Here is a 25553-nt window from a genome sequence, read left to right as displayed (position 1 = left end):
CAACTAGATTGTACGATTGCGGTATGACTAAACATAGACTCTTGTTGGTAGACGGTTCTAGCTACCTCTATCGCGCCTTTCATGCCATGCCAGACCTCAGAAATGGGGCAGGCGACCCAACGGGGGCAATCTATGGAATGGTCAACATGATGCGCCGAGCACGATCAGAACTCAAGGCTGACCACATTGCCTGTGTTTTTGACGCCAAAGGCAAGACTTTTCGAGATGAAATGTACTCCGAGTACAAGGCGCACCGTTCTCCCATGCCAGAGGATTTGGTTAAGCAGATTGAGCCGATCCACGCTATGGTGAAGGCCTTAGGTTGGCCGGTACTGATGGTTTCTGGGGTTGAGGCTGATGACGTCATCGGGACCTTGGCCTGCCAAGCAACCCAAGCCGGTTGGGAAACGATTATTTCTACCGGAGATAAAGATTTAGCCCAGCTAGTCAATTCCTCCGTAACTCTGATCAACACGATGACCGATGAGAAATTGGACATCGATGGCGTGATTGCCAAATTTGGCGTACCTCCCGAGCGTATCGTCGACTATCTTTCGATCATTGGAGATACGGTTGATAACGTGCCGGGCGTACCAAAAGCCGGCCCTAAAACAGCCAATAAATGGTTGGCTGAATTTGGTGACTTAGACAACTTGATGGCAAATGCTGATCAAGTGAAAGGCGTTGTTGGTGAGAATTTACGAAACAGTTTGGAGTGGCTTCCACAAGCGCGCCAACTCATTACGGTTAAAACGGATTGCGATCTATCTCCCTATCTTCCAGGCTTAGATGACCTTCACGCGAAACCAGAGGATGCGCCGCTCTTGCGTGAATTGTTTGAGCGCTACGCATTTAAGACTTGGTTGCGTGACGTGGAGAAGCAATTAGGCGGTATCTCTCATGAATCCGGCGGTGGTTTTGATTTGGCAGGAAGCCCTATCAAAACTATTGCCGAAGACAATCTCAAAGCGACAACTAATAAATTTGGTCCCACTGCTACAGAAGCGACAACTGCCTTATCGCAAGAAACAACCGATCTGCAAGGTGCGATTGCTAAGTACTATGAATGCGTTGTTGATGAGGCGGCATTAGATCGTTGGCTTAAAAAAATTGAAGGCGCTGATCTTACGGCGGTTGATACTGAAACTACTAGCTTAGATGCACTTGCCGCAGAGCTGGTTGGCATCTCGCTTTGCATTACTCCCGGAGAGGCATGTTATATCCCAGTAGCGCACCGTAATGGAGAGGCTCAACTTAGCCGCGAATTGGTGTTAGCGCGCTTGAAGCCTTGGCTAGAAAGCGCCACCCATCTGAAGGTGGGTCAAAACCTCAAGTACGACAGCCACATCTTCGCGAACTACGACATTACTTTGCAGGGTATTGCGTTTGACACCATGCTGGAGTCTTACGTACTCGAATCACACATGCCACACAATATGGATAACTTGGCTGAGCGACATCTTGGCATGAAGACCATTAAGTATGAAGAAGTTTGCGGTAAAGGTGCGCATCAGATTGGCTTTGATCAAGTAGATCTCAAGATCGCAACAGACTACGCGGCTGAAGATGCGGACATCACCCTGCGTTTACATCATGTCTTGTGGCCACAAATCCAAACTAGTCCTGGCCTGCTCTATGTTTATGAAAACATCGAGATGCCAGCGATGCGTGTCCTTGGCATCATGGAGCGCAATGGAATTCGAATTGATTCAGCACTGCTCTCACGGCAGGGTCAAGAAGTTGGCAAAAGACTACTCTCTTTAGAGGGTGAGATTCATAAGCTTGCAGGACAGCCTTTTAATATTCAGTCCCCAAAACAGATCGCAGAAATTTTATTTGGTCAGTTGGAGCTCCCGGTAATTAAGAAGACGCCATCGGGCGCGCCATCTACTGACGAAGAGGTTTTGCAAAAGTTGGCTGAAGACTATCCTTTGCCTGCGCGTATTTTGGACTACCGCAGTCTTGCTAAATTGATGTCGACCTATATCGAGAAGTTGCCACGCATGGCTGATCCTAAGACGGGGCGCGTTCACACCAGCTTCTCTCAAGCGACTGCAGTGACAGGGCGTTTAGCCTCGAGCGATCCAAACCTCCAGAACATTCCTGTGCGCACCGAGGAGGGGCGTCGTATTCGTGAGGCATTTATTCCGGCTGAAGGCTGCAAACTCCTCTCTGCTGACTATTCTCAAATTGAATTGCGCATCATGGCCCACATTGCCGAAGATGAAAATCTACTAGCCGCATTTGCTGCTGGAAAAGATGTCCACCAGGCTACAGCTGCTGAGATTTTTGGCGTGCCGCTAGAGAGCGTGAATTCAGAGCAGCGTCGTTATGCCAAGGTCATCAACTTTGGTTTGATCTACGGTATGAGCGCTTTTGGCTTAGCAGGTAATTTGGGTATTGAGCGCTCAGCAGCTCAAAACTACATCGCCAAGTACTTTGATCGCTATCCAGGTGTTGCTCAATATATGGAACGCACTCGCTTGGAAGCTAGGGAGAATGGCTATGTTGAGACGGTGTTTGGCAGACGTCTATGGCTTCCTGAGATTAAGGGTTCGAATGGTCCTCGCCGCCAAGGAGCCGAGCGGGCTGCGATTAATGCGCCAATGCAGGGAACTGCGGCAGATTTGATCAAATTGGCTATGGTTGCTGTGGAGAACTGGCTAGAAAAAGAGCAGCTTAAAACCCGTATGCTGCTTCAAGTCCATGATGAATTGGTATTTGACGTACCCTTGGATGAATTGGAACTCTTGCAGGCAAAGTTACCGGACTTAATGTGCAAAGTAGCTGAACTGAAGGTTCCTTTGGTAGTTGGTATTGGGATTGGCGATAATTGGGAAGAAGCGCACTAATTCAGGAGACTAAAAATGACAACAAAAAAAGATCAAGATTCAAAAATAGTGTCTAGCGATAGAAGGGGTTTTATGAAAGCCTCTGCTATTACCGCAACAACAATGGGTATTGGTTTTGTCGCTGCCTCTGAGCCAGTTCTGGCAGCGGCGATTGAAACGGATTTCACCGGCATTAAAGCTGGCGAGCAAATGATTCCGGTTGGCAGCTTTCAGATGCCTGCTTATGTTTCTCGTCCAGAAAAAGCCAAAGGTAGTTTGCCAATTGTGATCGTCGCTAGTGAAATCTTTGGTGTGCATGAATACATTGCAGACGTCACTAGACGTTTTGCTAAATTGGGTTACTTGGCTATTGCCCCAGAGTTCTTTACGCGCGCTGGCGATCCGAACACCTACGGCACCATTGCTGAGATTCAGAAAAATATCGTTGCCCCAACTACGGATACACAGGTCCTTAATGATCTGCAGGCTGCCTTAGTCTGGGCTGGCAAGAACGGCGGCAACTTGAAAAAAGTTGGTGTCACTGGATTTTGCTGGGGTGGTCGCATTACTTGGCTATCAGCCACGCTGCCTCAAGTTAAGGCTGGTGTAGCCTGGTACGGTCGCGTCATCGGCGAAAAAACTGAAGGCAACCCGCGTCACCCGGTAGATATTGCTGCTGACCTGAAGGCTCCAGTGTTGGGATTGTATGGCGGTGCTGATACTGGCATCTCCTTGGAGAGTGTTGAGCAAATGCGTGAAGCGCTTGCAAAAGCCGCTCCCAAAAATCCTGCAGCCAAAGCCTGTCGTTTTGAAATCTATCCTGATGCACCCCATGCCTTCCATGCTGATTACCGCGCCACTTATCGCGAAGGCCCCGCTAAAGACGGTTGGGAAAAATGCATCGCCTGGTTTAAACAAAACGGAGTTGCTTAATTTTCATGTCAGTACTACAAAGCATCTTGTTGGTAACAGCGCTAGCGGGAACCGTTAGCGTTCTGGTTGCCGCGAGCTTTTCTTTGTCATTGTTGTCGAAGATGGTTCACAGCATGGTCAGTGTGTCAGTAGGTATATTGCTGGCCACTGCTTTGCTCCATTCATTGCCTGAGGCATTTACGATGCCAGGTGTGCATCCTCAGTTGCTATTTGCAACCTTACTGGCAGGTCTCCTTGGCTTTTTCTTGCTTGAGAAAATTGCTCTACTACGCCACAGTCATCACCATGAAGGAGATGGTCACGGCCACCATCACGGCCATGATGCAGAGGTTGCGGGTCGAAGTGGATGGATGATATTGGTTGGTGATGGCCTGCACAATTTTGTTGATGGTGTTTTGATTGCTGCAGCTTTTATGGCGGACTATCAGGTAGGTATCTTTACTGCGATTGCCATCATTGCTCATGAGATTCCACAAGAGATTGGGGATTTCATCGTGTTGCTAAATGCCGGATTCACTCGCACCCGCGCATTGATGTACAACCTGATTTGCGGTTTATCTGCAGTGGTGGGTGGCGTATTGGCTTACTTCTTCTTGGAGAAAGCGCATGCGGCGATGCCTTACTTACTCGTGATTGCAGCCAGTAGCTTTATTTACATTGCAGTGAGTGATCTTATTCCGCAAATGCATCGACGACCCCATTGGGCTGAGTCTTTACGTCAAACGATTTTGATTGCCTGTGGTGTTGGCTTTGTGATTCTGCTCTCGCTGCTACATTAAAGTGCAACTGGCCTGCTGGGGTCAGCACACCACTCGCTCCAGCTACCTGCATACAAACGTGAACCTTTAAGGCCGGCAATTTCCATAGCCAGCAGGTTATGGCAGGCGGTTACTCCAGAGCCACATTGATGAATTACTTCAGAGGCTTTAGTTGCGCCCAGGAGATCTACAAAGTCTTTAAAAAGTTGCTCTGGTGCCTTGAAGCTTTTTTTGGAAAGATTTTCTCTGAAGCAATAATTGATCGCATGAGGGATATGTCCGCCAACAGGATCTAAGGTTTCATTTTGACCATGAAAGCGATCATTTGCACGAGCATCAACAACGACATTCATTTTGGCCTGGAGGTTGTGAACCACTTCCTCTACTGTTACTAAGCCAACGTAAGGCATGACAGGCGCTGGCGTTGTTGTTGGCTCTGCTTCACGCGGTGTTGTGCCAATCGGACCATTCCAAGCATCCAAACCGCCATCTAAGACTTGTACATTGGCATGGCCAGTAGCTTTGAGCATCCACCATAAGCGACTAGCGTATACGGAACCTTGATTGTCGTAGGCGACTACTAAAGTGTTTGAGTCAATGCCTAAGCGTGATTTGGTTTTTGCCCAAGCCTCAGGACTAGGTAGTGGGTGGCGACCATTCTTGCCCGTTTTTTCACCAGATAAATCGTGGTCTAGGTCGACATAGAGAGCACCAGGAATATGACCCTCTAGGTAAGATTTTTTGCCTGCCAGTGGATCGACGAGATCAAATCGACAGTCGCAGACCAAAACATTTTCGCCGCTGTTAATGATTTCTTCTAACTGATTTGCAGTGATGAGCGGCGTCATGATGGCTTCCTGTTGAGAGCGGGTAAGTGTTACTGAATTATGCGCCTTTGTAACTCATGGCGCGGCGGTACCATTCATGGAAATGCTGCATGCCATCCTCCATCGGGCTTTGGTATGGCCCTACTTCATTTTGACCACGGGCGAGAAGGGCGGCGCGACCCGCATCCATGCGCTCTGCAATCTCATCATCCTCTATGCAGGTTTCCATATAAGCTGCACGCTCTGCTTCTACAAATTCGCGCTCAAAGAGGGCAATCTCTTCTGGGTAATAAAACTCCACAACGTTACGCGTTTTGTTTGGACCCATGGGGTGTAATGTCGAAACGCATAAAACGCCTGGATACCACTCCACCATCACATTGGGGTAGTAGGTAAGCCAGATGGCGCCATGGCGCGGTGTTTTGCCATCATGGTGGCGTAATACTGCTTCATGCCACTTTTGGTAAACCGGTGAGCCGGGTTTCTCCAGGTTCTTGTGAATACCGACAGTCTGTACGCTGTGCCAGTCACCGAATTCCCAGCGCAAGTCTTCGCAAGAAACAAACTTACCTAGTCCAGGATGAAACGGAACGACGTGATAGTCCTCGAGGTAGACCTCAATAAAAGTCTTCCAGTTGTAATTACATTCATGGACTTCAACGTGATCCAGAACGTAACCTTCAAAGTTGAGATCTTCAGCAACGCCAAGCTTGGCGAGATCCGTGCGGACATCGCGCGGACCTTCAAATAAGAGCCCTTGCCAATTTTGCAAAGGTGATTTACCGAGATTGAGACAAGGCTTATCTTCAAAATGCGGCGCACCCATGAGCTGACCATTTAAATCATAGGTCCAGCGATGTAGTGGGCAAACAATATTGTCCGCTTTACCTTTGCCATTGAGCATGAGTGCTTGGCGGTGACGGCAGACATTGGAAAGGAGCTCAATACCTGCTTGGTTTCGAACTAGTAGGCGACCCTCATTTTCTGAAGTCAATGTTTGGTAGGAGCCAATTTCAGGAACCATGAGTTCGTGACCAACATAGCCTGGGCCCTGCTTAAAAAGCAGTTCAATTTCACGCTGATAGAGATCAACGTCAAAATAAGCCGAAACCGGCAGTTGTAAATTGGACGGCGCAAGCTGCTGCGCGGTAGCCAGATTAGTCATTCTCCCCACCCCCGAAAACGTCAGCCGAAGCTAAGCGGAATAACCAATCCAACCATCGACGGATCGATATTGGAAAGGAAGGAGGGGATTATACCCATCTGGCCCCCGTCTCGCTTTAATATGTAGGGCTATATCTGTAAGAAATTTGAAGGAAATAAGCCAATGCCAGCAAAGAAATCTGAGGGTCAGAAACCCGGTCTTGAGGTTCAAATCGACCCTAACTTGCGTTACGAGCAGGCTGTGAAGGAGCTGGAAAAGCTCATTTCCGACATGGAGTCAGGCAAATTCTCCCTGGAGGAGACGCTTTTGGCTTACCAACGTGGTGCAGCACTCTTGAAGCATTGCCAGGCCATGCTTGCTCAAGTTGAGCAACAAGTTCGGGTATTTGAAGCGTAAGCTGCGCTGAAATTTGACCTTCATGAACAACATGTTTTCTTTCGAGGATTGGGTTCACACTCACGGGCAGCGAACTGAAGTGGCTTTAGAGAAATTGCTAGATGCTGCCAATACCAATCCTGTGCGTTTACATGAAGCTATGCGCTACGCTGCTCAGGGCGGCGGCAAACGGATTCGTCCTTTATTGGTTTATGCCGCTGGCGCCTTGAGTGAGGATGCAAATCAAAATGCATTAGATGCTGCTGCAGTAGCAATCGAATGTATTCATGCTTATTCATTAGTGCACGATGATTTACCTTGCATGGACGATGATGATTTGCGTCGTGGGCGACCTACCGTGCATAAGGCCTATGATGAAGCGACTGCCTTATTGGTGGGGGATGCATTACAAACCCGTGCATTTGAAGTCTTGGCAAACGCAGAGTGCGATGCCGATATTCGCTTGGCAATGATTAGTGCATTAGCTGGTGCATCTGGTTCACGCGGTATGACTGGTGGGCAGGCCATCGATCTGGAGAGTGTGGGTAAAAAATTAGACCTTGACGGATTAAAGCAAATGCACGCTATGAAAACAGGAGCTCTACTTTCTTGCTCGGTGCAGATGGGTGGTATTGCTGCCAAGCTCAACTCGACTCAAATGCAGTATCTCCATCATTACTCTGAGGCTTTGGGTCTAGCTTTTCAAATTGTGGATGATGTACTCGATGCCACCGCGGATAGTCAAACCCTAGGTAAAACCGCCGGGAAAGACGCTGCCAATGACAAGCCGACCTATGTGACCTTGATGGGTTTAGACTATGCTCAGAAGGCAGCAAAAGATTTGCAAGAAACGGCAATTGCTAGCTTAGAGAGTTTTGGCCCCAAAGCTCAAGCTCTGAAAGATTTGGCTCTGTTGGTAGTTAATAGAGGCAAATAAGATTATTGAAGATTTGATGACTTTAAATTCCATTCACTCCCCTGCAGATTTAAAAAAACTTCCTCGCGAGCAGTTACCTGCGCTTGCTGATGAGTTGCGTCAATTTGTATTGGATTCTGTTTCCAAAACGGGCGGACACCTCTCCTCTAATTTAGGAACGGTTGAGCTATCGATTGCCCTGCACTATGTATTTGATACGCCGCAGGATCGAATCGTCTGGGATGTGGGTCATCAAAGCTATCCACACAAAATTTTGACTGGTCGTCGTGAGCGTATGAATACCCTGCGTCAGTTCGATGGCTTATCTGGTTTTCCACGTCGCGCTGAAAGTGAATACGATGCCTTTGGCACCGGCCACTCTTCTACGAGTATTTCTGCGGCGATGGGTATGGCACGCGCCTTCCAAACCAAGGGCGAGAAACAAGTTGCTGTTGCCGTGATTGGTGATAGCGCCATGACGGGTGGCATGGCATTTGAAGCTATGAACAATGCCGGTGTCTATGACGATTTGCCATTGGTGGTAATTCTGAATGACAACGATATGTCGATCTCGCCAGCAGTGGGCGCGCTCAATCGACACTTGGCTAGATTATTGAGCGGCAACATTTACTCTGCCACTAAAAAGGGTATTGATAGTGTTTTATCGATTGCCCCTCCTTTGCGTGAGTTTGCAAAACGCTTGGAAGATCATGCCAAGGGTATGGTCTCACCATCAACTATTTTTCAAGAGTTTGGCTTTAACTACTTCGGGCCAATTGATGGTCACGATTTAGATGCATTGATACCCATGTTGCAAAACGTACGTCGTTTAGCGCTTGAAGGTCGTGGCCCACAGTTCTTGCATGTCGTGACCCGCAAGGGTCAAGGTTACGAGTTAGCTGAAGCAGATCCGGTTCTGTATCACGGCCCTAGTAAATTTAATCCAGAAGAGGGTGTTAAGAAGTCCGCTACGCCGTCTCAAAAAACCTTTACTCAAGTCTTTGGCGAATGGCTCTGCGATATGGCGCATGCTGATCCATTGTTAATTGGTATCACTCCAGCAATGCGTGAAGGTTCAGGCCTTGTAGAGTTCGAGCAGAATTTCCCGAAGCGTTATTACGACGTTGGTATTGCGGAACAGCACGCAGTGACTTTTGCTGCTGGTATGGCGTGCGAGGGTATGAAGCCAGTTGTGGCAATCTATTCAACCTTCTTGCAACGTGCATACGATCAGCTCATTCATGATGTGGCGATTCAGGATCTGCCGGTGTTGTTTGCGTTGGATCGTGCCGGCTTAGTTGGCGCAGATGGCGCAACGCATGCAGGCGCGTACGACATTCCATTCTTACGCTGTATTCCGAATATGTTGGTATTGACGCCTGCAGACGAAGCGGAGTGCCGTGATTTATTAACCACCGCATTTCATCAACCGCACCCAAGCGCAGTTCGCTATCCACGTGGTGCTGGTGTTGGAACGATTCCTTCAAAAGAATTACGTACTGTGCCATTAGGCAAAGGTGAATTGCGTCGCAAGTCCAATGCACCTGCTGGTCAACGCATTGCGATTTTGGCTTTTGGTACCTTGCTCTATCCGGCTCTCGAAGTTGCTGAACAAATTGATGCCACCGTTGTCAATATGCGTTTTGTAAAACCGTTAGACCTTGATCTGCTTAAATCCTTGGCGCAAGATCATGATTATTTTGTGACGATTGAAGATGGTGCAATTCAGGGTGGTGCTGGTAGCGCTTGCTTGGAGGCACTCTCCGCTATGGGTATCAATAAGCCCTTGCTTCAACTTGGTCTTCCAGATGTATTTGTTGAGCACGGCGATTACAAGCTCTTGATGAGTAAATGTGGCCTAGACTTGGAGGGCATTGCTAAGGCTATTTCCCTGCGTTTCCCGGTTAAAACTGCTGCAAATCCTGTGGCTGTAGGCAAATAAGTCATTTTTGCCTGAAAATAGCGCTATGAACGACATCAACACCGCCTTTCTCAAACCGCAAGCCATGCCGGATATTCAATCCTCGCATGATGAGCGTGCTTTGCCAATTGAGCAGGTGGGGATTCGGGGATTGCGTCATCCATTAAGTATTCGCACTCAGACAGGCGTAATGCCTGCTGTTGGTAATTTTGAAATGGATGTGGCTTTGCCTGCGCATGTGAAAGGCACCCACATGTCCCGTTTCATTGCGCTCTTGCAAAAACACAATGAGCCCATTGATAGTGCATCTGTAGTTTCCATGGTGCGTGAGATGTTGCCGCTACTTAATGCAACAGAAGGCCGCATTCAATTTACGTATACACACTTCGTTAAAAAAGCTGCGCCTGTATCTGGTGTTGAAAGTTTGATGGATTACGAAGTGACTTGGACAGCGAAAGCTAAACAAAAGGCATCTGGGGTAATTGACGTTGAGTTAAACCTTCGTGCCTTAGTTCCAGTGATGAGCTTGTGTCCTTGCTCAAAAGAGATTTCTGAGTACGGAGCACATAATCAGCGCTCACATGTAACGATGTCTGTTGAGCTTGATCCACAGACTAAGATGACGGTCGAAGATTTGGTTGCAGCCGCTGAGAGCCAAGCCTCAAGCGAGTTGTGGGGCTTGCTCAAGCGCCCTGATGAAAAGTGGGTTACTGAGCGTGCCTATGACAATCCAAAGTTTGTAGAAGACTTGGTGAGAGATGTTGCCGGTCAACTGAAAGGCGATGATCGTATTTCGTCTTTAGTAGTTGAGGCTGAGAACTTTGAGTCGATTCACAATCACAGTGCTTACGCCAAAATTAGTCTGACTAAGTAAGCAGCACTAAAACGAGATTTACTTAAGCGAGATTATTGCTCGCCAAATCCCAACGGGGTTTGATATCAAAAGCACCCGAAGTAGTGGAACCATTGTTTTCTGCCAACATGCGGAGTGCTCCAGCAAATGCAATCATCACACCGTTATCGGTACATAGATCGACTGGTGGGTAGTGGACTTCAAATCGATTCTTCTTGGCGCTCGCATTGAGAGCTGCGCGTAATTGCAAATTTGCGCCTACGCCACCAGCAAGCACCAAATGTTTGCAGCTGGTTTGCCTCAATGCTTTTTCGGATTTACTGACTAGCACCGCTACTAGGGAATCTACAAAGCTGCGTGCAAGATCCGCATGGAATGTCGCAATTTCATCTGAATCAGTAATGCCTAAGGCCTCAAATTTTTTCACCTGATTCAGAACCGCAGTCTTGAGTCCGGAGAAGGAAAAATCTAAATCCCCTGAGTGCAGCATTGGTTTCGGTAGATCAAATCGTCCGGATTGACCTTTTTCTGCCAGCTTGGAGATGGAGGCTCCGCCCGGATAGTCCAGGCCCAGTAATTTGGCGGTTTTATCAAAGGCCTCTCCAGCAGCATCGTCCAAGGTTTCACCTAGAAGTTGGTACTTACCAACACCACTCACCAGCATCAGCTGGGTATGTCCGCCGGAGACTAGAAGGGCGATAAAGGGAAATTCCGGTACAGAAACCCCTAAAAGCGGGGAAAGTAGGTGTCCTTCGAGGTGATGAACCCCAATCGAGGGCAAATTAAGACCCTGAGCTAAGGATTTGGCGAAAGCGCTACCCACAAGCAGGGCCCCAGCCAAGCCTGGACCCTCGGTATAGGCCACCGCATCCATATCCTTTAATTTGAGCCCAGCATCATGTAAAGCATCATCCAAAAGGGGTAAAACCCGCCTGATATGGTCTCTAGAGGCTAATTCCGGGACAACGCCCCCATAGTCACGGTGCATATCAATTTGGGAGTGCAATGCCTGTCCTAGGATGCCCTGGTGGGCTGGGGCGTGGTTTTCCCAGGGGGCTGTGTCGTATATGGCTACCCCGGTCTCATCACAAGAAGTTTCTATGCCTAAAACAATCATTTTTTCGCTTGGTCGTGCTAGAATCGCGTTTCAGTTAATTTTTCGATATTTTTCGAGCATATACGAGTTAAACAAGTATGACTACAGTCCGCCTCCGTGAGAACGAACCTTTTGAAGTGGCATTGCGCCGTTTCAAGCGCACCATTGAAAAAAATGGTCTTTTGACAGACTTGCGTGCCCGCGAGTTCTACGAGAAGCCAACGGCTGAACGTAAGCGTAAAAAGGCCGCTGCTGCTAAACGCCATTACAAGCGTATTCGCAGCCAGATGTTGCCTAAAAAGCTTTACTAATCGAATTTAAAAGCTCTCCTCACCGAGAGGCTTTGAAACCCGCTGACGGTGAAACGCAGCGGGTTTTTGCTTTTGAATCGCCAGCAATTTATTAGATACTGAATACCGGGAAAAATGCCATGAGCCTGAAAGATCAAATCACTGAAGATATGAAAAACGCTATGCGTGCAAAAGAGGTAGCGCGCTTGGGAACTATCCGTCTTTTATTGGCGGCCATCAAACAGCGTGAAGTGGATGAGCGCATTGTGATGGATGATGCCAGCGTAATCGCTACTGTTGAGAAGATGATTAAGCAGCGTAAAGACTCGATCTCTCAATTTGAAAAAGCCAGTCGTGATGACTTGGTTGCAATTGAAGCTGCCGAAATGATCATTTTGCAAGACTACTTACCAGCACAGTTATCTGATGCAGAGGTAGAAGCAGCTGTAGCTGCGGCAGTTGCATCGACTGGCGCTGCTGGACCGCAAGATATGGGTAAAGTGATTGGCGTTCTCAAAGGCCAATTGGCAGGTAAAGCCGATATGGGTAAAGTTTCTGGTTTGGTCAAAGCTGCGCTAGCTAAGTAAGTTAAAGATAAGCTAAGACTCAATACTTAAAAGCCTCATCAATTACTGATGGCTCTGATACCTCAATCCTTCATTGCCGATTTATTGAATCGGGTCGACATCGTGGATGTGGTTGGGCAGCACGTGAAGTTAAAAAAAGCGGGCGCGAACTATCAAGGTTTGTGTCCCTTTCATTCTGAGAAATCCCCTTCATTTTCGGTATCACCTACTAAGCAGTTTTATCACTGCTTTGGTTGTGGAGCTCACGGCTCTGCGATTAGTTTTCTCATGGAGTATTCCGGTCTTGGCTATGTGGATGCCATTGAAGACTTAGCGCGTTCCGCGGGATTGGATGTGCCACGTGAAGAGCGCACTGCAAATGATGTTGCACGCCAACAGCAGACCATGGCATTGAGTGAGGTGATGAGTGCAGCAGCAGATTGGTATCGACAACAACTTAAAGTAGCGCCCCGTGCAGTTGAGTATCTCAAGGGGCGCGGCCTTACCGGTGAAATCGCTAAGCGCTATGCCTTGGGTTATGCGCCCGATGGTTGGCAAGGGCTTGAGTTAGTCTTTGGTACTTATGCCAATGATGAAGTGGCAAAGACTTTACTTGAGGGTGGCTTGCTCATTCAGAGTGAGCAGGGCGAAAGTAGTCAAACTGCTAGACGCTATGATCGCTTTCGTGATCGCATCATGTTTCCAATTCGTAATCCCAAAGGGCAGACGATTGGCTTTGGTGGTCGCATCTTGGATCAAGGCGAGCCGAAGTATTTAAATTCTCCAGAGACGCCACTGTTCTCTAAAGGTAATACGCTCTACGGTTTATTCGAAGCAAGGCAAGCCATTCGCTCTCAAGAATACGTTCTCGTATGTGAGGGCTATATGGATGTCGTGGCGCTCGCGCAATTGGGCTTCCCTAATGCAGTGGCTACATTAGGTACAGCCTGTACCGCCAATCACGTACGCATGTTGTTGCGCCAAACGGATCGCATTGTGTTTTCATTTGATGGTGACTCTGCTGGTCAGCGTGCAGCACAACGAGCATTAGAAGCATGTCTGCCCTTAATGTCCGACGACAAAGAAATTCGTTTCTTGTTCTTGCCGACAGAGCATGATCCCGATAGCTATGTCCGCGCCTATGGTGCACCCGCCTTTGAGAAGGTGATCAAAGAGGCCATGTCGATTTCGAGCTTCTTCTTCAAGATTGCCAGCCAAGACCATGAGTTGACAACGCCTGAAGGTAGAGCGCAAACACACCACGCTGCAAAGCCGTTATTGTTATCCATGCCGCCAATTGCGCTGCGTACACAAATTTTGCGTGAGCTAGCGATTCGAACAAATTCAACGCCTGCCGAGTTAGAGTCTTTCTGTGGATTGACGGTGGCGCCTGCACCAGTGCAGCAAGGTTCTTACGCAACAACCAATCAACGTGCACCAAACTTTGTACAAGCCAATAGCGGCAACAGGACACAGGGAGCACCTTGGCAAGCATCTAAAGGTTCAGCAAAAAGAGCGCCAATACAAAACATTCCACCTCCTCAAGCTCCCACGGATTTAGCTGAGCAGATGTTGCGCGTCTTGATTCAGTTCCCGCATTTGGGGAAAGCCTTAGATGCCAATCAGAGGGCGCTTGCTTTGCAGGCTTCTGAATTGCGTTCAGTAAAAGCATTGGAACTCATGAAGGATTTATTGGCTCAATGTGATCAGGTTGAATTGATTCCTGGCGAGAATGGCAAGCCACCCACAGTTGGTGCCGGTGCATTCGCTTTATTCCAAGAGCAGTTGTCCCGAAGTGAGTTGGCTCCGCTCTATGAGGTGTTGAGAAAGCGGGTGATGGGCTCGGATTTAGACCTCGATGGTGCGGTTGCCGATCTGGAGGGTGCATTTAAAAAGTTGGAGCTTACCCATCTCAAGATGGAGATGACGGAAATTGCTCAAAAGATTGCTGGAAGTACCGCTACCGAGCAAGATCGGGCTCGATATCGCGAGTTGGGCGAAAGATTGAAATTTTCCTAAGAATTTTCTGATTTAAGCCCAGAAAAACCCGAAATTTACACCATATTTTTATCCTCCTAGGGGGTAAAAAAGTCACAATCGACTATAATCCTCTATTCCCAGAAAAAAACCGATTTAATTCAGCCACTTGCGCTTTATTTTGAAGAAATTTGGGGCAAGTGGAAAAAGTAGCTGCACCTAAGCAGTTCAGAACAATCATCAGTAACGTGAGTAAGTGCTAATAAATGCCTAATACCAAGAAAAAACCTGCAGCTAAACCAGCTAAGCCAGTAGCAAAAGCCAAGACTCCTGCCAAACCAGCAGCAAAAGCCAAGGCACCAGCTAAACCGGCTGCTAAAGCAAAAGCCCCCGCTAAACCAGTTAAGCCAGTAGTAAAAGCCAAGGCACCAGCTAAACCAGCTGCTAAAGCTAAGACTCCAGCTAAAGTCACCAAGCCAGTAGCAAAAGCCAAGGCACCTGCTAAACCAGTTGCTAAAGCTAAGACTCCAGTGAAAGCGGTTAAGCCAGTAGCAAAAGCGCCTGCTAAGCCAGTGAAGACCTCTGCTAAAGCGACCAAGCCGGCAGCAAAGACTCCAGCTAAGCCAGCAGCTAAGGTTGTGGCCAAGCCAGCAGCAAAAGTAGAGGCGCCTAAGAAAGGTAAGGCTGCTGTTGCTTCTAAGGTTGAGGTAGAAAAGCCAGCCAAGCCCGCAAAAGAAGTCAAAGAGGCTAAAGGTAAAAAAGCAAAAGCAGTTGAGGTGGAGGTTGTGGCGACCGAAGAAGTAAAGAAAGGCCGCAAGCCAAAAGCGGATGCCCCTGCAGAAGGCGCTGAGCCAGTATTAACGGATCGCCAAAAAGCACGTGAGCGCAAAGCAAAAGAAAAAGCACTCTTAAAAGAATTCGCAGCACAGCAGTTAGGCTCAGAGGAGCAGCAAGAATTACGCCGTACTCGCCTCAAGATCTTGATCAAGATGGGTAAGTCCAAGGGTTACTTAACTCATGGTGAGATGAATGACGTGATGTCAGATGAGTTGTCTGATGCAGATGCGTTAGAGACCTTGATCAGCCTCTTAAACGACATCAACATTACTGTTTACGAGCAAGCTCCAGATGCTGAAACACTCTTGCTTAATGAAAACGCTTCAGCAACCACTTCCGAAGAAGAGGCTGAAGAAGAAGCGGAAGCTGCTTTAGCTACTGTTGATTCAGAGTTCGGTCGTACAACCGATCCAGTGCGTATGTATATGCGCGAGATGGGTACGGTTGACCTCTTGACTCGCGAGGGCGAGATCGTCATTGCGAAGAAGATTGAAGCAGGCCTTAAAGACATGGTGATGGCGTTGGCTGCTTGCCCTGTCACGATTGGCGAAATCTTGGCGAACGTAGACAAGATTGCTAGTGGCGAGATGGAGATTGATCAGTTCGTTGATGGATTGGTCGATCCTAATGCTGAAGATATTAAGCTTGGACCTGAAGAGCCAGAAGTTGACCCAGATGCCGAAGAGGGCGACGAAGAGGGTGGAGAAGATGAAGGTGGCGGTGGCGGCGGTGGTGCAGCTACAGCTAACGCCAAGCAATTAGAAGAATTGAAGCAAATCTCATTAGAGAAGTTTGCAATTGTTCGCACCCAGGCTGACAAGATGCGTCGGGCTTTTGATAAAGAGGGTTACAACTGCCCAGCGTATATCAAGGCACAAGAAGCTATTCGTGGTGAGTTGCTTGGTTTCCGCTTGACTGCAAAGAGTGTTGAGAAGTTATGCGACACCATGCGCTCACAAGTAGACCAAGTTTGGAAACTCGAGCGCGGTATTGTGAGCTTGTTGGTGGATAAAGTTGGCGTCAATCGTGGTGATGTATTAAAAGACTTCCCGAAGATGTCGATGAATTTAGAGTGGGTCAATAAGCTACTCAAAGAAAACAAGCCATACACTGCATTGTTACAACGTAACGTTCCAGCGATTCAGGAACTGCAGCAGAAGTTAATCGATATACAAACCCGTGTTGTATTGCCACTTCCAGAATTAAAAGAAGTGAATAAGCAAATGATCGCTGGTGAGAAGCGTGCGCGTGAAGCGAAACGTGAGATGACGGTTGCCAACTTACGTTTAGTAATTTCGATTGCTAAGAAATACACCAACCGTGGTTTGCAGTTCTTGGATTTGATTCAAGAGGGCAACATTGGTTTAATGAAGGCGGTAGATAAGTTTGAATACCGTCGTGGTTATAAGTTCTCTACCTATGCAACATGGTGGATCCGTCAGGCAATTACCCGTTCTATCGCCGACCAAGCTCGTACGATCCGTATTCCAGTTCATATGATTGAGACGATCAACAAGATGAACCGTATTAGCCGTCAGATCTTGCAAGAAACTGGTCATGAGCCAGATGCTGCAACCTTGGCTCTCAAGATGGAAATTCCTGAGGACAAGATTCGCAAGATTATGAAGATTGCTAAAGAGCCAATCTCTATGGAAACACCAATTGGTGACGATGAAGATTCTCATTTAGGTGACTTCATTGAGGATGGCAATACCTTGGCTCCGGCTGAAGCGGCATTGCATGATTCGATGCGCGATGTGGTTAAGGATGTACTCGATTCATTAACACCACGTGAAGCAAAAGTATTGCGTATGCGCTTTGGTGTTGAGATGAGCACAGACCATACTCTCGAAGAAGTGGGTAAACAGTTTGACGTGACGCGTGAGCGTATTCGTCAGATTGAAGCCAAGGCTTTGAGAAAAATGCGTCATCCAAGCCGCAGCGACAAACTCAAGACCTTCCTCGAAGAAGATTGATCCAAAGACTAACGGGCCTATAGCTCAGTTGGTTAGAGCAGAGGACTCATAATCCTTTGGTCCCAGGTTCAAGTCCTGGTGGGCCCACCAATGAAATTAACGACTTAGGGAGAAATTCCTAAGTCGTTTTTCTATTGATGCCGCAAAGTATCGAATCAAGGTGTGGAAATTTTCGAATATTTAGGATTGCTAGGCGTTAAGAAAGGTTTGATATAAAGATAGTTATTGGGATAACAATTAACTGGGCTAATATGAAACGATCTTCTCGACGCAATTTCTTAAAATCCTCCGCTGCAGGCGTGGCAGCTGTCGCAAGCACGCAGGCATTTTCACAATCTCTCAATCTATCTAAGAAAACGATAGCCGAGGTGAGAGCGTTAGAGGCTAAAGAAATTCAGAAAACGACCTCTGGCTGGAATGATGGCCTAGCTCATCCCATACCGTATAAAAATCCCCCGGGAAAGGGTAAGGATCGGGCAATCGTTTTGGGTGGTGGCTCTGAATATATGAGCTCTTTTTTAGTTGGCTACTTTCATGCCATGCTGACAAATGGAATTGATCTACGCTTGGCTGATATCGTTGTCGGCACCTCTGCTGGTGCAGTATTAGGCAGCGCTTTATTGGGTAGCCGTCTAGATTTATTTTCTGCAGAATTTAATTTATTAGCAGACTATCCAAAGATCATGGCTAAGTTAGTGCCAACCAAGAAGTTCTCCCCTAGCCAGGAGCGAGTAATGAAAATGGGTCTCACTGCTAAGGATGGCAATCCCGATACTATTCAGGCAATTGGCCATGCTGCGATGGCTGCAAAATCAATTCCATCTGATAAGTTTCAAGCAAACATGAAAGTATTTCTAGGTGATATGAAAACTATCCCGAAAAAAATGTATATCACTACTATTGATTGCTACACCGCTGAGCGTTTAGTTATTGCTCCAGATTCGGGTGTATCTGTGATTGATGCATGTGCTGCCAGCGCCTCAGCACCTGGAGTCACTGGACCAACCTGGGTAAAAGATCGCGTTTGCATGGATGGAAGTATTGGCTCGACAGAAACGCACTGCGATATTGTGGCTGGGTCAAGAAGGGCCCTTGTTGTTGCTTTAGCGGATACGATTCAACAAGAAAAAGAAGGTCTGCGTTTAAATCATTTGCCTAATACGATTTTGCAAGAAGTAAAAGATCTAGAGGCGGGAGGCACAAAGACAAAGTTAGTTGTTGTTGGCATGTTGCCAGGTAGAAAAACCATGAGTGTTGTAGACCCAGAAATTATGGGGCCTGCTATCAAGTATGGGTATGAGCGAGGTATGCAAGATCTTCCGGAGATGAAGCTCTTTTGGATGTCTGCTTGAGGTCTGCAGGGCTAGAAGTCGTTAATAGCTCAAGGAAAATACTTTAAGTGAGGGAAACTTAGAAGTTTTTGCGCCCCATATTTCATTTTCTTTGATGGCTAGCAGCTATCGACACCTGATCAATGCTATGCTTTTCACATTCAATTTGACCTGTACTAAGGAGTTCCAGTGAAACAAACAATGATTAAAAAAATAGTGGCTGCTTCGGTTGTCACTACTCTGACTTTTACCCCATTTGCGAGTAATGCATGTACCGCTGTCAATATCGTTGCAAAAGATGGCTCTGTTGTTGCAGGTAGAACGATGGAGTGGGCATTCGATATGAAGTGGCAGCTCACCGCAAATCCTAAGGGCACGCCAATATCCCTTAGCGCCCCAGCATCGCTTAAGTTACCTGCAACAAACCTATCTAGTAAATATGCATTTGCTGCAATTGCCCCTGGAGTCTTAGCCGGTCCCCCTGCATATCTTGAGGGTCAAAATGAAGCAGGCCTAGCTATTAGCGGAAATTTTTTACCTGGCTTTACTGAATATCAAACCGTTACTCCACAAGATAAGAACTACGTTTCTATCTTGAATTTAGGAGGCTTCATTTTAGGAATGTTTGGTTCAGTTAAAGAGTTGCGAAACGAACTACCTAAATACAAGGTGTGGTTTGACCCAAGTGAAGTCAAAGGATTGCCAACGCCACCATGGCTGCACCTGGTGTTAACGGACCGAGGTGGTGACAGCATTGTTGTTGAGTTTGTGAAGGGTCAAATGACGATCCACAATAACGTAGCTGGAGTGCTGACTAATGCGCCAACCTATGACTGGCATCTGAACAATGTGCGTAATTACATATCACTTACATCTACTGCAACCGCATCTGTAACTGTAGGCAATACCAACGTTACTGAACTAGGTCAGGGTGGGGGCTTATTGGGTTTACCAGCAGATTACACTCCACCATCTCGCTTTGTGAGAGCGACTTATTTAAAGCAGTTTATGTATCAGCCAAGTAATAGCGCTGATGCAATGCAAGCCGCCGACCATGTGTTAAATAACGTCGATATTCCTATTGGCGTTGCTCGGTCAATGGATGGTAAGCAGATTACTTCTGATTACACGCAGTGGGTTAATATCAAGGACTTAAAAAATAATCGCATGAAAATTGCAAACTATGCAAATCGTACGAACTTTATTGAGATTAATTTGAATGAAGTATTTAAGTCCGGAAAGACGAAGACTTGGTTGGTTGATAAATTACCATACCCTCAAAATGACCTGACAGCAGAGTTCTTAAAATAAGTTTCTCCACTAAACCACCTTCGGGTGGTTTTTTGTTGGTTAGGGCTATCTTTTTGTAATAATGGGCTATCCAGTTTTTAGTTGGCCTTGCCTTGAGTAATCTTGCCCCACAGAACCCCGCATCCATTCATAAGTGATTCAATCATGAAAATCCTCAAAATATATTTATCCGCTTTATTGTTATTAACGACTACTCAAGTATTTGCTGGTAGTGCAAGCGTGTATTTCAATGGCGACATCCTGACTATGGAGGGTGATAAGCCACAGTATGTTGAGGCAATAGTGGTGAAGGGTAAGAAGATTAGCTATACCGGCAGTATGAAAGATGCTTTAAATGAAGCTGGTGCAAATCCAGATATTCATGATTTAAAAGGTCAAACCTTAATCCCGGGTTTTATTGATGCTTGGGGTCACTTCACTTTAATTGCTCAAAATACTCTGGGCGTTAATCTCGGTTATTTTTCAAAGAAGCCTCCCAATACAACTCAGGAGCTCATAGGCCGCTTAAAGGCTGAGGCTCGACCATTTAATGGATGGATCATTGGGGCGGAGTATGCGGATGCTTTTTTAACTGATGGCCCTTTGACAATTGCGCAATTAGACGCGGCATTTCCGAATCAGCCTGTTTTTGTTAATAACATCTCTACTCTGACAGGAATTGTGAATTCCGCTGGCTTGAAAAAATTAGGCATTACTAAATCCACCAAAGTTGTGCAGGGGATGATTCCTGTTGATCCAAAAACAGGAAAACTTACCGGTGAATTAATTGGCAGCCCTAATATAAGTGCAACTGCTAAGGTATTTGGTAAATATTCCCAAGACTTGATGATGGAAACCTATCGCAAGGCTGAAAAGATTTACGCTTCAAATGGGTTTACCACTGCACAGAGCTATGAAACTACACTTGAGGATATTCGCAATATGCGTCAAGCAGTGGATCGCAACATGATTAGTCTGGATCTGATTGCGCTACCAACTTACGATGTAGTCGATCAGTTGCTGGCAACAAACCAAAAATACCCATTTGGTGTTTACACAAGGGGTGATGGTGGCTTCAAAGTGGCTGGAATCTTGGTGTCTACCGATGGCGCACCTCAATTACGTTTAGCGTACTTTACTAAGCCTTATAACGACACTACGGGATTCCCAAAAGATTGGCGTGGTATGGCTGTTGCTACCCAGGCTTTGGTTGATCATTACGCAAAGCTGGCCTACGAAAAAAATATCCAGTATTACGGCTATTCCAATGGCGATGCTGGGATTGATATGACTCTTTCTGGTATTACTAAAGCAATCCGTGAAACGGGTATTACTGAAGATCGCAGAACAGCGATTGCACACTCCTTTTTTATTCGCGATGATCAACTAGATCAGTACAAGACTAATAAAATCCTTCCTCAATTTATGCCTAACCATATCTGGATGTATGGCGATGTGTATAGAAAAATTCTAGGCGAGGAGAGGGCTAGCAATATGGTGCCGCTCAATTTGACCCATACAAAGGGGATGCAATTTGGTATTCATAATGACACCCCCTCGTCTGGTCCAAGTGCCTTGTTTACGATTGGAACTGCTGTAAACCGTAATATCTACGGAGGGGGAGTTTTGGGCCCTGATCAACGTATCGATCCTTATATTGCTCTTCGTGCATTTACTTCTGTAGCTGCATATCAATACAAAGAAGAGGCATCAAAGGGTAGTATTGCCGCCGGCAAGCTTGCCGATATGGTTCTGCTTGATCGCAACCCATTGAAAGTGGATCCAATGGAGATTAAGGATATTCAGATTGTGAAGACGATTAAGAATGGTAAAGATCTGTATGTTCGTCCCTAATTTAGTATGTAGAGTTGTCGTTTAATATTGAACTTATAGCTTCTTCTATTTTTATGGATCATGAAAAAAATTACTAAACTTTTACTAGTAGTACTTAGCACAGCCCTAGGCGTTTTGTCTTCCGCTGTATATGCCGATCCACCAATGCCACCTTTTTATGCCTCCGTCATGAAAATGGCGCCTGAAGGTAAGTTGGGTCAAGTCATCTCTAAAGAGAAAATTGCAACATCTGTAAAAGGTGCGCAGGCTTGGAAGATTGCTTATATCTCATCTGATGTGGCGGGCCGTAAAACGATTGCTACTGGGACCATCATCGCGCCTGTTGGACCAAGCCCAAAAGAAGGAAGGCCAATATTGGCTTGGGCACATGGCACAACAGGTTCGGCTCAAAACTGTGGACCATCTCAAATTATTGATCCAACTGCTGCGTTAAATGAATATTTCCTGATGGACGGTAACTCTTGGACCGATTACGGAATTCCAAATGGTCAAGAGTTCATCAATCAAGGATATGTTGTTGTTGCTACAGACTACCAAGGCTTGGGTGGCGGTGGCAAGCATCAGTATGCTGTGGCACAAACAAACGGTAGGGACGTTATTAATTCTGCAAGAGCTGCCAGCTCCATGAAAGAAGTGGGCGCCGGTAAAAGGACTGTAGTGTATGGATGGTCTCAGGGTGGTGGCGCTACTATTGCTGCCGCAAGTCTGCCAGACTACCAAGCCCTTCAAGGCACTGCAGCAGATAATCTGCAATATCTAGGATTTGTTGCCTTGGCACCAGAAGATGTAGCAGCCATGCTTCCAAATGTACCGGCTGATGAGGCAGGTGCGAAAAAACTCATGAATGGCTTTACCCAGGCTAATGTGCCAAACGTATTTCTGTTCGCCCACTATATGATGGGACTGTGGGGTACACAGGCGGCTTTTCCTGATCTGAAGCTATCCGATGTACTGACTGATGAGGGTGTAAAGGTGGTAGATAAATTATCTAGAAACAAGTGCATGCATGTTCTAGCAGATACCTTTAGTTATGCTTATGGGGATAACTATAAAACTCTCCTGAAGTCAGAACCAAGCAACTCCTTGGCATGGGTCAAGGCATTTGTTGATGGCAGTGTTAAGCCGGTAAAACCTACTGCACCTGTTGTGATTTATTGGGGCACAAAAGATACCGCAGTTCCTCCAATCATGCATGAGCTTTATCAGAAGCAAATGTGCGGTATGGGGGCAAATGTAGGAAGAATTCAGTTGCCAGGAGAGCAAACTCACTTTACTACTCCCGGAGTTTCAGCCCCGATGTATCTTGACTGGGTTAAAGATCGCATTGCTGGAAAGTCATTGGCGAATAGTTGTCCTCAAAAGTAGGGCTAGTCATTCTCTGCAACAAGAAAACCACCCTCGGGTGGTTTTCTTCTTTTGAGCAACAATTTCAATCCATTGTTATGCTTACTCATCAAAATCAATAACTGCAAAGTTCTTAATGGATCTTCATTCTGACTATAGTCAACGAGTAGTGCTTAACCACCATGATCTGCCATGGATCCCCAGTCCTTCGTTGGGGGTTGAGAGGCGCATGCTTGATCGTCAGGGGGATGAGGTGGCTAGGGCCACTTCAATTGTTCGCTATGAGGCAGGAGCGAATTTTCCAAATCACTTTCATGAGTTGGGTGAGGAGATTCTCGTTTTAGAGGGGGTCTTCAGTGATGAAACAGGAAGTTATCCTGCTGGTACTTACATCATGAATCCTCCCGGCTCATCTCATGCGCCTTTTAGCGAGCATGGCTGTACTCTTTTTGTGAAGTTACGACACTTAGGGTCGGAGCAAATTGAGAGAGAGATTGTGGATACCCATTCGACATCTTGGTTTCAGGGAATGGTTCCTGGGCTGACGGTGATGCCTTTAATGAATCAGGGCACAGGCTCAACATTAGTAAGGTGGGCGCCGCAAACTTACTTTAACCCCCACAAGCATTATGGCGGTGAAGAGATTTTTGTAGTCGAAGGCGTATTTGAGGATGAGCATGGACGCTATCCAGCTGGCTCATGGATTCGTAGTCCTCATATGAGTTTGCATCAGCCTTTCAGTAAGGAAGGTTGCACGATTTTTGTTAAGACCGGGCATTTAATGCAGGCTTAAACCCCGTCACTCTATCCATGAGATAAATTGCTCTTTAGTTCTTCTCACCTTTTTAAGATTGACTAGCCAGTCTTCCTCTGAATTTCGATATCCCAAGGGCAACATGACAACGCTCCGTAAACCTTTGGCTTTCAGATTCAAAATTTCATCTACTGCTGTCGGGTTAAAACCTTCCATCGGAGTGCAATCTACTTTTTCGTAAGCGGCTGCAATCAAGGCGGTGCCCAGTCCAATATATGCTTGTTTGGCAGCGTGCGTGAAGTTCACTTCAGCATCTCTGGCTGGGTATGTCTTCAAGAGCATTTGTCGGTATGCGGTACCTGACTCACTTGTAAAGTTGCGAATTGTCTCCGTCATATCAAAGGCAGCATTGATGCGATCAGCGGTGTAGTTGTCCCAGGCTGCAAAAACGATTAAATGGGAGCAGTCTGTAATTTGAGATTGATTATTGGCCGCCTCCTTAATTTTTTGGCGAATATCTTGATTGGTGATCACAATCAATTCATAGGGCTGAAGTCCGCTTGAGCTGGCAGTTAACCTAATAGCCTCAAGGATGTGTTCGACCTTTTCAAGCGGAACCAGTTTTTTGGCATCCATCTTTTTGGTTGCATAGCGCCACTGTAATTGATTAATTAAGCTCATTTTTCTTCCTTCTAGTGCATTTATGCTGACTTGGATGCAGTTTAGCGGAGGCTAGAGTTAATTGCAGAGCCACCCATTATTGGGGTTTCCAATAAGCCTTTAAATAGATAAAGCCCTTTAAAATAACGATTGTTATTTTTATCACCTTCTTACTTCACTCTGAATTATTCACCCATTATGAAAAAATCCCTCTTTAAGACTTTCTTTGGAATATTTGCGCTACTAGCCTCCTCAGGTTTTGCTCTTGCCCAAGAAGTCTCTCCAATCCCCAAGGCCTCAAATGAATGGCGCTTTGAAGTAACCCCCTATCTCTGGCTTACGGGCATCAAAGGCACCATGAATTTTGATAATGGCCTTGCTAAATCTGCGGACTTTACTTCCAGCGATGTTCTTAGCAACCTGAAGTCCGGTGGCATGATCGCAGCAGAGGCGCATAAAGGTAATTGGGGAATCATGGGTGATGTCATCTCTGCTACCCTGCAAAAGTCTGGTTCGGTTCCAGTAGCGGGTGGAGCCGCCACCGTTGCAGATAGGGTTACTTTGCAGCAGACTATTTTGACTGGTGCTGCCACTTATACGCTAGCTAATACGAAGGATGCCTACGTTGATGCTTTGCTTGGCGTACGCTCAATTAATGTTACCGCTACACTTTTCGGCAACCTCGTTGGTACAGCTGAGAAGGAGTCTATTTCCAAAACGACCTCTACGATAGACCCGATTATTGGTGCCAAGGGGCGTTACCGTATTGCAGATTCCACTTGGTACATTCCTGCATATGCTGATATTGGTGGTGGTGGGGGTACTACTAACCTGACATGGCAAGCAATGGCCGGTGTAGGTAAATCATTTGGTAGTTTGATTGATGCATCGCTAACGTATCGTGCTCTCTACTACGATATGAAATCTGGTGGCGTGTTGCAAAAGACCACTATGCAAGGCCCTCAAGTTGCCATTACCTTTAAATTCTAATTACCTCTA

The 25553-nt window shown here is 46.6% G+C and carries 21 protein-coding genes and 1 tRNA gene; 18 read left to right on the top strand and 4 right to left on the bottom strand.

What is annotated here, in order from left to right:
* Window positions 1-23 precede the first annotated feature (23 nt).
* The 3 genes from polA to FD971_RS08080 are packed head-to-tail and all read left to right on the top strand — an operon-like array spanning window position 24 to window position 4543.
* Window positions 24-2852 (top strand): DNA polymerase I, encoded by a 2829-nt coding sequence (polA, locus tag FD971_RS08090; protein WP_215333823.1) that lies wholly within the window; start codon window positions 24-26, stop codon window positions 2850-2852.
* A 15-nt stretch (window positions 2853-2867) separates the two neighbouring features.
* Window positions 2868-3764, top strand: a complete 897-nt coding sequence (locus FD971_RS08085) for a dienelactone hydrolase family protein (RefSeq protein ID WP_215333822.1) — start codon at window positions 2868-2870, stop codon at window positions 3762-3764.
* Between the two features lie 5 nt (window positions 3765-3769).
* Window positions 3770-4543: a ZIP family metal transporter gene (locus tag FD971_RS08080; RefSeq protein ID WP_215333821.1), complete on the top strand. Its 774-nt coding sequence runs from the start codon at window positions 3770-3772 to the stop codon at window positions 4541-4543.
* Here FD971_RS08080 and FD971_RS08075 read toward each other — a convergent pair.
* Together FD971_RS08075 and FD971_RS08070 are read right to left on the bottom strand one after the other, a co-directional pair.
* Complete coding sequence (locus FD971_RS08075; protein WP_215333820.1) at window positions 4540-5370, bottom strand: sulfurtransferase; 831 nt, start codon at window positions 5368-5370, stop codon at window positions 4540-4542. The two genes, FD971_RS08080 and FD971_RS08075, sit on opposite strands and share 4 nt — an antisense overlap.
* 37 nt (window positions 5371-5407) lie before the next feature.
* Window positions 5408-6514: an aromatic ring-hydroxylating dioxygenase subunit alpha gene (locus tag FD971_RS08070; RefSeq protein WP_215333819.1), complete on the bottom strand. Its 1107-nt coding sequence runs from the start codon at window positions 6512-6514 to the stop codon at window positions 5408-5410.
* A gap of 162 nt (window positions 6515-6676) precedes the next feature.
* On the opposite strand from FD971_RS08070, the gene xseB reads away from it, so the two are divergent.
* The 4 genes from xseB to folE2 are packed head-to-tail and all read left to right on the top strand — an operon-like array spanning window position 6677 to window position 10600.
* A complete protein-coding gene (xseB, locus tag FD971_RS08065) occupies window positions 6677-6910 on the top strand; it encodes an exodeoxyribonuclease VII small subunit (RefSeq protein ID WP_015421852.1) in 234 nt (77 codons plus the stop codon).
* 31 nt (window positions 6911-6941) lie between these two features.
* Window positions 6942-7826: a polyprenyl synthetase family protein gene (locus FD971_RS08060; RefSeq protein WP_371743077.1), complete on the top strand. Its 885-nt coding sequence runs from the start codon at window positions 6942-6944 to the stop codon at window positions 7824-7826.
* 16 nt (window positions 7827-7842) lie between these two features.
* Entirely contained in the window at window positions 7843-9747 is a 1905-nt protein-coding gene (gene dxs, locus FD971_RS08055) for a 1-deoxy-D-xylulose-5-phosphate synthase (protein WP_215333817.1), read from the top strand.
* 25 nt (window positions 9748-9772) lie between these two features.
* The gene (gene folE2 / locus FD971_RS08050) at window positions 9773-10600 is read left to right on the top strand and encodes a GTP cyclohydrolase FolE2 (protein ID WP_215333816.1); all 828 of its coding nucleotides are present in this window, start codon (window positions 9773-9775) and stop codon (window positions 10598-10600) included.
* Window positions 10601-10622: 22 nt separating this feature from the next.
* Here the strand turns inward: folE2 and tsaD are convergent, their stop codons facing one another.
* A complete protein-coding gene (tsaD, locus tag FD971_RS08045) occupies window positions 10623-11696 on the bottom strand; it encodes a tRNA (adenosine(37)-N6)-threonylcarbamoyltransferase complex transferase subunit TsaD (protein ID WP_215333815.1) in 1074 nt (357 codons plus the stop codon).
* A gap of 77 nt (window positions 11697-11773) precedes the next feature.
* Between tsaD and rpsU the strand changes: the two genes are divergently transcribed.
* The 10 genes from rpsU (at window position 11774) to FD971_RS07995 (ending at window position 23933) form a co-directional block, all read left to right on the top strand.
* The gene (gene rpsU, locus FD971_RS08040) at window positions 11774-11986 is read left to right on the top strand and encodes a 30S ribosomal protein S21 (RefSeq protein ID WP_011903537.1); all 213 of its coding nucleotides are present in this window, start codon (window positions 11774-11776) and stop codon (window positions 11984-11986) included.
* 119 nt (window positions 11987-12105) lie between these two features.
* Window positions 12106-12552, top strand: a complete 447-nt coding sequence (locus tag FD971_RS08035) for a GatB/YqeY domain-containing protein (protein ID WP_215333814.1) — start codon at window positions 12106-12108, stop codon at window positions 12550-12552.
* 54 nt (window positions 12553-12606) lie between these two features.
* A complete protein-coding gene (gene dnaG / locus FD971_RS08030; RefSeq protein WP_251368716.1) occupies window positions 12607-14550 on the top strand; it encodes a DNA primase in 1944 nt (647 codons plus the stop codon).
* A gap of 224 nt (window positions 14551-14774) precedes the next feature.
* Window positions 14775-17321: an RNA polymerase sigma factor RpoD gene (rpoD, locus tag FD971_RS08025; RefSeq protein ID WP_215333812.1), complete on the top strand. Its 2547-nt coding sequence runs from the start codon at window positions 14775-14777 to the stop codon at window positions 17319-17321.
* Between the two features lie 13 nt (window positions 17322-17334).
* Window positions 17335-17411, top strand: a tRNA-Ile gene (locus FD971_RS08020).
* 161 nt (window positions 17412-17572) lie between these two features.
* On the top strand, window positions 17573-18673 hold the full coding sequence (locus tag FD971_RS08015) for a patatin-like phospholipase family protein (protein WP_215333811.1): 1101 nt from the start codon (window positions 17573-17575) through the stop codon (window positions 18671-18673).
* Between the two features lie 168 nt (window positions 18674-18841).
* Complete coding sequence (locus FD971_RS08010; RefSeq protein WP_215333810.1) at window positions 18842-19963, top strand: linear amide C-N hydrolase; 1122 nt, start codon at window positions 18842-18844, stop codon at window positions 19961-19963.
* Window positions 19964-20107: 144 nt separating this feature from the next.
* A complete protein-coding gene (locus tag FD971_RS08005; RefSeq protein WP_215333809.1) occupies window positions 20108-21796 on the top strand; it encodes an amidohydrolase in 1689 nt (562 codons plus the stop codon).
* Between the two features lie 60 nt (window positions 21797-21856).
* On the top strand, window positions 21857-23161 hold the full coding sequence (locus FD971_RS08000) for a lipase family protein (protein WP_215333808.1): 1305 nt from the start codon (window positions 21857-21859) through the stop codon (window positions 23159-23161).
* A gap of 115 nt (window positions 23162-23276) precedes the next feature.
* Window positions 23277-23933 carry a cupin domain-containing protein gene (locus tag FD971_RS07995; protein WP_215333807.1) on the top strand — a complete coding sequence of 219 codons (657 nt, stop codon included), beginning with the start codon at window positions 23277-23279 and terminating at the stop codon, window positions 23931-23933.
* Between the two features lie 6 nt (window positions 23934-23939).
* Here the strand turns inward: FD971_RS07995 and FD971_RS07990 are convergent, their stop codons facing one another.
* Complete coding sequence (locus tag FD971_RS07990) at window positions 23940-24575, bottom strand: NAD(P)H-dependent oxidoreductase (protein ID WP_215333806.1); 636 nt, start codon at window positions 24573-24575, stop codon at window positions 23940-23942.
* Between the two features lie 177 nt (window positions 24576-24752).
* Here FD971_RS07990 and FD971_RS07985 point away from each other — a divergent pair, with 177 nt between their 5' ends.
* Window positions 24753-25544, top strand: a complete 792-nt coding sequence (locus tag FD971_RS07985) for a hypothetical protein (RefSeq protein ID WP_215333805.1) — start codon at window positions 24753-24755, stop codon at window positions 25542-25544.
* Window positions 25545-25553 lie beyond the last annotated feature (9 nt).

It is taken from the genome of Polynucleobacter sp. AP-Ainpum-60-G11 (genome assembly GCF_018688375.1).
Classification (GTDB): Bacteria; Pseudomonadota; Gammaproteobacteria; order Burkholderiales; family Burkholderiaceae; genus Polynucleobacter.
The sequence above is the reverse complement of the archived record's forward strand: the minus strand, read 5'-3'. Positions and strand labels throughout refer to the sequence as shown.

Bases quoted from the DNA above. Each gene is read 5' to 3' on its own strand.
- polA (WP_215333823.1), top strand. From the start codon at position 24: ATGACTAAACATAGACTCTTGTTGGTAGACGGTTCTAGCTACCTCTAT.
- FD971_RS08085 (WP_215333822.1), top strand. From the start codon at position 2,868: ATGACAACAAAAAAAGATCAAGATTCAAAAATAGTGTCTAGCGATAGA.
- FD971_RS08080 (WP_215333821.1), top strand. From the start codon at position 3,770: ATGTCAGTACTACAAAGCATCTTGTTGGTAACAGCGCTAGCGGGAACC.
- FD971_RS08075 (WP_215333820.1), bottom strand. From the start codon at position 5,370: ATGACGCCGCTCATCACTGCAAATCAGTTAGAAGAAATCATTAACAGC.
- FD971_RS08070 (WP_215333819.1), bottom strand. From the start codon at position 6,514: ATGACTAATCTGGCTACCGCGCAGCAGCTTGCGCCGTCCAATTTACAA.
- xseB (WP_015421852.1), top strand. From the start codon at position 6,677: ATGCCAGCAAAGAAATCTGAGGGTCAGAAACCCGGTCTTGAGGTTCAA.
- FD971_RS08060 (WP_371743077.1), top strand. From the start codon at position 6,942: ATGTTTTCTTTCGAGGATTGGGTTCACACTCACGGGCAGCGAACTGAA.
- dxs (WP_215333817.1), top strand. From the start codon at position 7,843: ATGACTTTAAATTCCATTCACTCCCCTGCAGATTTAAAAAAACTTCCT.
- folE2 (WP_215333816.1), top strand. From the start codon at position 9,773: ATGAACGACATCAACACCGCCTTTCTCAAACCGCAAGCCATGCCGGAT.
- tsaD (WP_215333815.1), bottom strand. From the start codon at position 11,696: ATGATTGTTTTAGGCATAGAAACTTCTTGTGATGAGACCGGGGTAGCC.
- rpsU (WP_011903537.1), top strand. From the start codon at position 11,774: ATGACTACAGTCCGCCTCCGTGAGAACGAACCTTTTGAAGTGGCATTG.
- FD971_RS08035 (WP_215333814.1), top strand. From the start codon at position 12,106: ATGAGCCTGAAAGATCAAATCACTGAAGATATGAAAAACGCTATGCGT.
- rpoD (WP_215333812.1), top strand. From the start codon at position 14,775: ATGCCTAATACCAAGAAAAAACCTGCAGCTAAACCAGCTAAGCCAGTA.
- FD971_RS08015 (WP_215333811.1), top strand. From the start codon at position 17,573: ATGAAACGATCTTCTCGACGCAATTTCTTAAAATCCTCCGCTGCAGGC.
- FD971_RS08005 (WP_215333809.1), top strand. From the start codon at position 20,108: ATGAAAATCCTCAAAATATATTTATCCGCTTTATTGTTATTAACGACT.
- FD971_RS08000 (WP_215333808.1), top strand. From the start codon at position 21,857: ATGAAAAAAATTACTAAACTTTTACTAGTAGTACTTAGCACAGCCCTA.
- FD971_RS07995 (WP_215333807.1), top strand. From the start codon at position 23,277: ATGGATCTTCATTCTGACTATAGTCAACGAGTAGTGCTTAACCACCAT.
- FD971_RS07990 (WP_215333806.1), bottom strand. From the start codon at position 24,575: ATGAGCTTAATTAATCAATTACAGTGGCGCTATGCAACCAAAAAGATG.
- FD971_RS07985 (WP_215333805.1), top strand. From the start codon at position 24,753: ATGAAAAAATCCCTCTTTAAGACTTTCTTTGGAATATTTGCGCTACTA.